Raw genomic sequence first — 8,155 nt, forward strand, 5'->3', positions numbered from 1 at the left:
CGCGCTTTGCGCGTCCTCGCCGGAACCCGATTGCGGATCCGAACCCGCTCCCGACCCCACCACCCTTCTGGCTGCGCCGAGGAGCGGAGGTCCAGACGGATCAGGACGGGCGATTGTTTGAGCGTAGCGAGTTCGAGCCCGGCCCCGGCTGGACCGAGCACCGCAGGTTGCCCCCGTAGCGTCAGCGAAGGGGGACGCAGACAGCAGGGTCGCCTTTTCTTTTGCTTACTTTTCTTTTGGCGACGCAAAAGAAAAGTGAGTTGCCGCCGGGCAACCCCCGGCTTGCTCGAAGCACCTGCAAAGCACAGGCTTGCAAAAGCCGAAGGGACTCACCATGTCAAAATCACCCCCATGGAACTACTTGCTTTTCTGATGGACTTCATCCTTCATGTGGACAAACACCTGGAGGCCTTTACACAAAGCTACGGCACCTGGGTTTATGCCCTGCTTTTCCTCATCATTTTTGTGGAAACCGGCGTGGTGGTCATGCCTTTCCTGCCCGGGGATTCGCTGTTGTTCGTGGTGGGCGCCCTCTGCGGGGTCGGCCTGCTGAGCCTGCCGGTGGCCATTGCCGTGATGCTGGTGGCCGCCATCCTGGGCGACCAGTGCAACTATGCGATAGGCCGGCACTTCGGCCCCAAGGTGTTCCAGTGGGAGCAGTCGCGGTTTTTCAACAAGCGCGCATTCAACCAGGCGCACGACTTCTACGAGCGTTATGGCGGCATCACCATCATCATTGCGCGTTTCATGCCCTTCATTCGCACGTTCGCGCCTTTTGTGGCGGGCGTGGCCGAGATGAGCCGCACCAAATTCACCGCCTACAACGTGATCGGTGCGCTGATCTGGGTGGTGGGGCTGTGCTCGGCCGGTTATTTCTTCGGCAACCTGCCGTGGGTGCAGGCCAACCTGAGCAAGATCATCTGGGCCATGATCCTGATCCCCGGGCTGTTTGTGCTGTACGGCGCATGGAAAGCCAGCCGGTCCGCCCGGCAACCGGCGCACTGACGGGTTTTTTACCCGCTGTATTGACCCAGGGCAGGGCGCGCGCGTCTGCGCGGTGCACACTGCCTTGGAGTACACCCCGTTTCCAACAAGCTGCCCATGACTGTCACCGAGATCGATTTTTCCACCGTCCGCACCCTCCCCGAGCTGCTGGCCTTTCGTGTGGCACACAGCCCGCAAGCCGAGGCCTATCGCGAATTTGATGCCGGCGCCGGCCGCTGGGTCGCCACCACCTGGGCCCAGGCCGGCGAGCGTTTTGCCCAATGGGGTCAGGCGCTGGCAGCCATGCGCTTGCCGAACCATGCCAGCATTGCCATCCTGCTTCCCAACGGACTGGATGCCGTCAGTCTCGACCAGGCGGCCCTGGCGCTCGGCCATGTGCCGGTGCCGCTCCATGCGCTGGACAACCCGGGCAGCATTGCTTACATCCTGGCGGACTGCGAGGCCGCGCTGCTCATGGTCTCGTCCCTGGCGCAGTGGCATGCGATCAGAGCGCTGGGTGTGGCCATGCCGGCGCTCAGGCGCGTCGTGGTCAGTGGTGAAGCCGTGGCACCCGATGCAGGCGGCGCGGACGTGCCCGTGTGTTCGCTGGCCGACTGGCTGGCCGCCGGGCAGGGCGCGGATGGCGCTGTGGTGCCGCCATCCGGGGACGACCTGGCCGCCATCGTCTATACCTCAGGCACCACCGGCAAGCCCAAGGGTGTGATGCTCACGCACCGCAACGTGGTGGCCAATGTGCAGGCCATCCTGGCGCGTGTGGTGCCCACGGTGGACGATGTGTTCCTCTCGTTTTTGCCGCTGTCCCATACCTTTGAACGCACCGCGGGCTATTACCTGCCGATGGCGTCCGGAAGCTGCGTGGTCTATGCGCGTTCGGTGTCCTTGCTGGCCGAGGACCTGAAAACCGTGCGCCCCACGGTGCTGATCTCGGTGCCCCGCATCTACGAGCGGGTGTTTGCCAAACTGCAGGAAACCCTGGCCACCTCGCCATTGAAAACCCGTTTGTTCGAGGCCACCCAGGCCGTGGGCTGGCGGCGTTTTTGCCGGTCGCAGGGCCTGCCGCTCGCTGCGGGCGAGGGCAGTGCCTGGGCCTGGCTGGACCCGATGCTGTGGCCCTTGCTGGATCGCCTGGTGGCGCGCACCCTGCGTGCGCAGTTTGGCGGGCGGGTGCGGGTGGCCGTCAGCGGCGGCGCGCCGCTGTCACACGCGGTGGCCCGCTGCTTTCTGGGACTGGGTCTGCCCCTGCTGCAGGGTTATGGCATGACGGAAACCTCGCCGGTGGTGGCGGCCAACGGCGTGGAAGACAACGACCCGGCCACCGTGGGCCGGGCCTTGCCTGGGGTGGAGGTGCGCCTGGGCGAGAACCGTGAACTGCAGGTGCGCGGCCCGTCGGTGATGCGGGGCTACTGGAAACGGCCCGAGGACACGGCGCGGGTGCTGACGCCCGACGGCTGGCTGTCCACTGGCGACCAGGCGGACATGCCGGGCGGGCGCATCCGCATCATGGGCCGCATCAAGGAAATCATCGTCACCTCGACCGGCGAGAAGGTGCCGCCGGGCGACCTGGAACTGGCTATCGCGGTCGATCCCCTGTTCGCGCAGGTGTTTGTGGTCGGTGAGAACCAGCCCTTCATCGCCTGCGTGGCGGTGGTGAACCCGGCGGAATGGCGCCGGCTGGCTGATTCGCTCGGGGTCAATCCCGATGACGCCGCCAGCCTGAACCTGCCGACGGTGCACCAGGCCGCGCTCAAGCGCATGGCGGCCCAGACCGCGAATTTCGCGCGTTACGCCATGCCGCGCGCCGTGCTGCTGACAATGGAGCCGTGGACGGTCGAAAACGCACTGATGACCCCGACGCTCAAGCTCAAACGCAACAACCTGATGAAGCGTTTTGCGCAGGAGATCGAGGCCATGTACCACCCGCAGGCGCGGCGGGGTGGCGGGTCCGCATAAACCCTGTTTCCCGGAATTGATAAGTAAGCTTATGATTATCGGATGAATCACAGGCCGGACAGCCGGCCGGGAAGATGCTTGCATGATGGCTGATCAATCCCTTTCCCGCTGGAGCGAGCCGGGCTCCAGCCGCGTCCCCTTCTGGGCCTACACCGACGCCCAGCTTTATCAGCGCGAACTCGAGAAGATTTTCTACGGTCCGCACTGGTGTTATGTCGGGCTCGAGGTCGAGATTCCCAAGCTCGGCGACTTCAAGTTAAGCCATGTCGGTGAGCGCCAGGTCGTGATGGTGCGTGACCGCGTGGCACCGAAAGACCGCGGCACCGACCACGGCATCCGCGTGGTGGAAAACCGCTGCGCCCACCGCGGTGTGCGGTTCTGCCAGAACCCGCAGGGCAACGCGCGCAGCTTTGTCTGCCCCTACCACCAGTGGACCTACAAGCTCAACGGCGACCTCGCCGGGCTGCCTTTCAAGGATGGTGTCAAGGAGGGCGACTGCATCAATGGCGGCATGCCCGAAGGTTTTGAGTTGAAAGACCATGGCCTGACCAAGCTGCGCGTGGCGGTGCTGCACGGTCTGGTGTTTGCGACCTTCAGCGAGGCGACCGAGTCGCTGGAAGATTACCTGGGCCCCCAGGTGATGCCCTGGCTGGACCGCATCTTCAAGGGCCGGCAACTCACCTTGCTGGGCTACAACCGCCAGCGCATTCCGGGCAACTGGAAGCTGATGATGGAAAACATCAAGGACCCCTATCACCCGGGGTTGCTGCACACCTGGTTTGTCACCTTCGGCCTGTGGCGCGCCGACCAGAAAAGCCGCATGGTGATGGACGAACACGGCCGCCATGCGGTAATGATCTCGCGCCGCAACGAAGGCGGGCAGAACGCCGCGGTGACCGAGGGCGTGACCTCGTTCAAGGCCAACATGGCGCTGCACGACGACCGCCTGCTCGACGTGGTTCCCGAAGCGTGGTGGACGGTCGATGATCCCTCCAATCCCGGCACCGACATCACGCCGACCGTGACCATGATCACGCTGTTTCCCAGCCTGATCATCCAGCAGCAGGTGAACTCGCTGAGCACGCGCCACATCGTGCCGCGCGGCGAGGGCGAGTTTGATTTTGTCTGGACACATTTCGGTTTTGCCGACGACACCCCCGAGATGACGCGGCGGCGCCTGCGCCAGGCCAACCTGTTCGGGCCGGCGGGCTTTGTCAGCGCCGACGACGGCGAGGTCATCGAGTTCAGCCAGGACGGTTTCCGCCAGGGCGGAGAAGGGCGTTCGACGCTGTGCGAGCTCGGGGGCACCGGTACCGAGGCGACCGAACACATGGTGACCGAGACGCTGATCCGCAGCATGTATGCCTACTGGAAGAAAGTGATGACGCCATGAGCAGTGCGACGCTGGAACGGCTGGTGCTTCAGTTCGAGATCGACCAGCTCAACGCGGCCTACGCGGCCGTGCTGGATGAAAAACGTTTCGATGCCTGGCCGGAATTTTTCCTCGAGGCCGGCCGTTACACCGTGCAGGCGCGCGAGAATTTCGACCGCGGCCTGCCGCTGGCGCTGATGGACCTGGAAAGCCGCGGCATGATGAAAGACCGCGTTTACGGCATCACGCAGACGATTTACCACGGGCCCTACTACATGCGGCATGTCGTCGCCGCGGCGCAGGTCTTGTCGGTTGACGGCGATGTCATCACGGCGCAGGCGAACTACGCGGTGTTCCGCACCCGGCCGGCGGGTGTCAGCGAGGTCTACAACGTGGGGCGTTATGTCGACGAGATCGTCCGCACCGTTGAAGGTCTGAAGTTCAGGCGCCGCCTGTGTGTGTACGACAGCGAGATGATTCTCAACTCGCTGATTTATCCGGTTTGATTGCTGACCACAGGCACCGTTCGGGCTGAGCTTGGCCTGTCCTGAGCTTGCCGAAGGGTGAAGCCGGGTTTTCCGTGTTCCTCTTGCGCTGGCGGTTCGCCCGCAAGCCGGGTCTCGCCCCGGCGGGCGACTTACTTTTCTTTGCTTCGCCAAAGAAACCTAAGGAAAAGAAAAGGCGACCCGATGGTCTGGGTCCCTCCGCTTCGCTGCGGGCAACCTGCGGTGCTCGCCGAAAGCGGGGTCGAGCTCGAACTCGCTACGCTCAGACAATCGCTCGCCCTGATCCGCTTTCGGCTGCGCTCCTCGGCCAAGCCCGACGGGTGGGGGAACAAATTCGGGTACGGGTACGGGTACGGGTGCGGATGCGGGGAGACCTGACGCGCAAAGCGCGTCAGGTCGGAGTCAAGCGGCAGGGGAGTTTGCACGCGATCGCAGCACACGTGGCCCAATGAAGCTCCCCGCCATCGCCCAGCGGGGCGAGGGAGGGGCTGGGGGAGGGAGTGGGGAGTCGCTTCTACTGCCCAAGGCGGATGGCAGGCGCAGCGTGACGCTTGATATCTTCTGCGGGGCGTGTCCGTACCTACAGCGGACGGTTGCGCGCCAGCGGTGGATTTTTCGCGAAGTAGCTGCCGATGCCCCGCATCAGCGCATCGGCCAGCTGCACCTGGTAGGCCTCGCTGCGCAGCTTGGCCTCTTCATCGGGGTTGCTGATGAAGGCGGTTTCCACCAGCACGCTGGGGATGTCGGGCGCCTTCAGCACCGCAAAACCGGCCTGCTCGACACGTGGCTTGTGCAGCTTGCCGACGCTGCCGATCTCGCCGAGCATGGCACCGCCGAGCTTGAGGCTGTCGTTGATCTGTGCGGTCGTGCTCATGTCGAGCAGCGCGCGTTGCACCTGCGCGTCCTTGGCCTTCACATTGACGCCGCCCACCAGGTCGGCGGAGTTTTCCTTGTCGGCCATCCAGCGCGCCGAGCTGCTGGTCGCGCCTTTTTCGCTGAGCGCAAACACGCTGGCGCCCTGCGGCCGGGGCGTGAAGAAGGCATCGGCATGGATGCTGATGAACAGGTCGGCCTGCACGCGGCGGGCCTTTTGCACACGCACGTGCAGAGGCACAAAAAAGTCGGCGTCCCGCGTGAGGAAGGCGCGCATGTTCGGGATCTTGTTGATGCGTTCGCGCAGGCGCAAGGCGATCTGCAGCACCACGTCTTTCTCGCGCGTGCCGCCGGGGCCGATGGCGCCCGGGTCTTCGCCGCCGTGGCCGGGGTCCAGCGCCACGATGATGAGGCGGTCGGTCTTGTTGCGGCCGCCTGCACCCGCGCCCACGCTGTCGGACGGCGCCTGGGCGACGGGCGGGCTGGTGCTGGCTGGCCGGTCCCTGTCCGCACCCGCGGCCGGCGCTGCGGGGGCTGCAGGTACAGGCGCAGGATTGTCGGGAGCCGGTTTGCCAGCCGCGGGCCGGGGCGTCTGCCGCGCCAGCAGGTCTCCGATGGCATCGGCCGCGGCACCCTGGTCCGGCTTGTCCTTGAGCCGCTCGGCAATCAGGGCCTCCAGCGGGTCCAGCACCTGCGTCGGGTAGAGGTCGAACACCAGCCGGTGCTGGTAAGCGGCCACCGGAGGCAGGGTGAACACCTGCGGCAGCATGTGCTGCTTGAGGTCGATGACCAGGCGCACCACGCCCGGCGCGTTTTGTCCGACACGGATGCCGGAGATGTTCGGGTCGTCGGGCTTGACCTTGGCCACCAGCTCGCGCAGCGCCGGGATCAGGTCGATGCCTTCGATGTCCACCGCCAGGCGCGGCGGCTCGGCAATGAAGTAGGTCTTGGTTTTCAGGCCCGTGTCGGACTCGATGGTGACGCGGCTGTAGTCCTTGGCCGGCCAGACCCGCACCGCCAGAATCGTCGCGCCGCGGGCGATCTGCTGCACGCCCAGCAGCAGGACCAGGCTGCCCATCTGCAGCGCGCTACGCCGGCTGACGTTGGAGGAAGGCTTGCTCCTCATGGCAGCAGCGCCGCGCCGGCGTCCGTGTGGGCGGTGAGCGTGACGGCGCGCGTCTCGTCAGCCAGCATCTCGATGTGGATGTCCAGGTCGGCGGGCGGCAGGTGGCTGCCGGCTTTTTCGGGCCACTCGACGAGTTTCAGGCCGGGGCTGGCGAAGATGTCGCGAAAACCGGCTTCTTCCCACTCGTCGGGATCGTTGAAACGGAAAAAATCAAAATGCCAGATGGACAGCATGCCGTCCGCTGCGGCCGGGTCGGCCACGCTGTAGGGCTCCACCACCGCGTAGGTCGGGCTTTTGACGCGGCCCGTCACGCCGAGGGCCTTGAGCAGATGCCGGGCCAGGGTGGTTTTCCCGGCGCCCAGATCGCCGTGCAGCTGGATCAGCGCGTTGGCGCCCCCGGCACTGGCGCGCAGTTTTGCGGCCAGGGCTTCGGCAAAGGCCTGGGTCTGGGCTTCGCTGTCCCAGGCCATCCTTTTTACAATGTGTTGGTGATCTTCAATAGCCATCAATTCGTTTCTCAGATTCAGTCATGGGCGCGCGAGCTTGGATTTTCGCAAATTGGCATTGCGGGTGTGGACCTGTCATCGGCTGAGCCGGGCTTGTCGGCCTGGCTGGCTGCGGGCTTTCATGGTGACATGAATTACATGGCGGCGCACGGCCTGAAGCGGGCGCGGCCGGCCGAACTCGTGCCCGGCACGGTCAGCGTGATCACCGCGCGCATGGACTACCTGCCGGCGTCCACACCCGCGCAGCCGGGGCAGTGGCAGGCGGCGGAGCTGGCGCGCCTGCAGCGGCCCGGCGAAGCCATCGTGTCGGTCTATGCGCGGGGACGCGATTATCACAAGATCATGCGGGCGCGCCTGCAAAAACTCAGCGAGCGCATCGAAGCCGAGGTGCATGCGCTGGGGCACCGCGTGTTCACCGACTCGGCGCCGGTGCTCGAGGCAGAACTCGCTGCACGCAGCGGCCAGGGCTGGCGCGGCAAGCACACGCTGCTGCTCAACCGCGAGGCCGGGTCCATGTTTTTCCTGGGCGAGATCTATGTCGATCTGGCCCTGCCGCCCAGCGAACCCGTCAGCGACCACTGCGGCAGCTGCAGCGCCTGCATCACGATTTGCCCGACGCAGGCCATCGTGGCGCCGCACAAGCTCGACGCACGCCGTTGCATCTCTTACCTGACGATTGAACATGCGGGTGCTATTCCGCTGGAACTGCGGCCGCTGATCGCCAACCGCATCTACGGCTGTGACGACTGCCAGCTGATCTGCCCCTGGAACAAGTTTGCGCAGCGCAGTGCCTTGCCCGACTTCGACGAGCGCCAGG

General features: G+C 65.2%; 7 protein-coding genes. 5 read left to right on the forward strand and 2 right to left on the reverse strand.

The window, feature by feature from the left end; translation table 11 throughout:
• Positions 1-351 precede the first annotated feature (351 nt).
• The 4 genes from AAG813_RS19560 (at position 352) to AAG813_RS19575 (ending at position 4,833) form a co-directional block, all read left to right on the forward strand.
• Positions 352-1,005 (forward strand): DedA family protein, encoded by a 654-nt coding sequence (locus AAG813_RS19560; protein ID WP_341917756.1) that lies wholly within the window; start codon positions 352-354, stop codon positions 1,003-1,005.
• 96 nt (positions 1,006-1,101) lie between these two features.
• Entirely contained in the window at positions 1,102-2,955 is a 1,854-nt protein-coding gene (locus AAG813_RS19565; protein ID WP_341917758.1) for a long-chain fatty acid--CoA ligase, read from the forward strand.
• A gap of 85 nt (positions 2,956-3,040) precedes the next feature.
• Entirely contained in the window at positions 3,041-4,348 is a 1,308-nt protein-coding gene (locus tag AAG813_RS19570) for an aromatic ring-hydroxylating dioxygenase subunit alpha (protein WP_341917762.1), read from the forward strand.
• Positions 4,345-4,833 (forward strand): aromatic-ring-hydroxylating dioxygenase subunit beta, encoded by a 489-nt coding sequence (locus AAG813_RS19575; RefSeq protein ID WP_341917759.1) that lies wholly within the window; start codon positions 4,345-4,347, stop codon positions 4,831-4,833. The genes AAG813_RS19570 and AAG813_RS19575 overlap by 4 nt, the downstream gene beginning before the upstream one ends.
• A gap of 580 nt (positions 4,834-5,413) precedes the next feature.
• Here the strand turns inward: AAG813_RS19575 and AAG813_RS19580 are convergent.
• Positions 5,414-6,832 (reverse strand): N-acetylmuramoyl-L-alanine amidase, encoded by a 1,419-nt coding sequence (locus AAG813_RS19580; protein ID WP_341917760.1) that lies wholly within the window; start codon positions 6,830-6,832, stop codon positions 5,414-5,416.
• On the reverse strand, positions 6,829-7,302 hold the full coding sequence (gene tsaE, locus AAG813_RS19585) for a tRNA (adenosine(37)-N6)-threonylcarbamoyltransferase complex ATPase subunit type 1 TsaE (protein ID WP_341917761.1): 474 nt from the start codon (positions 7,300-7,302) through the stop codon (positions 6,829-6,831). Before tsaE ends, AAG813_RS19580 begins: the two co-directional genes overlap by 4 nt.
• A gap of 51 nt (positions 7,303-7,353) precedes the next feature.
• Between tsaE and queG the strand changes: the two genes are divergently transcribed.
• Positions 7,354-8,155 (forward strand): tRNA epoxyqueuosine(34) reductase QueG (gene queG / locus AAG813_RS19590; RefSeq protein ID WP_341917763.1); only part of this gene is annotated, 802 nt, incomplete at its 3' end.

Source organism: Polaromonas sp. YR568, assembly GCF_943371715.1.
GTDB lineage: Bacteria > Pseudomonadota > Gammaproteobacteria > Burkholderiales > Burkholderiaceae_C > Polaromonas.

Bases quoted from the DNA above. Each gene is read 5' to 3' on its own strand.
- AAG813_RS19560 (WP_341917756.1), top strand. From the start codon at position 352: ATGGAACTACTTGCTTTTCTGATGGACTTCATCCTTCATGTGGACAAA.
- AAG813_RS19565 (WP_341917758.1), top strand. From the start codon at position 1,102: ATGACTGTCACCGAGATCGATTTTTCCACCGTCCGCACCCTCCCCGAG.
- AAG813_RS19570 (WP_341917762.1), top strand. From the start codon at position 3,041: ATGGCTGATCAATCCCTTTCCCGCTGGAGCGAGCCGGGCTCCAGCCGC.
- AAG813_RS19575 (WP_341917759.1), top strand. From the start codon at position 4,345: ATGAGCAGTGCGACGCTGGAACGGCTGGTGCTTCAGTTCGAGATCGAC.
- AAG813_RS19580 (WP_341917760.1), bottom strand. From the start codon at position 6,832: ATGAGGAGCAAGCCTTCCTCCAACGTCAGCCGGCGTAGCGCGCTGCAG.
- tsaE (WP_341917761.1), bottom strand. From the start codon at position 7,302: ATGGCCTGGGACAGCGAAGCCCAGACCCAGGCCTTTGCCGAAGCCCTG.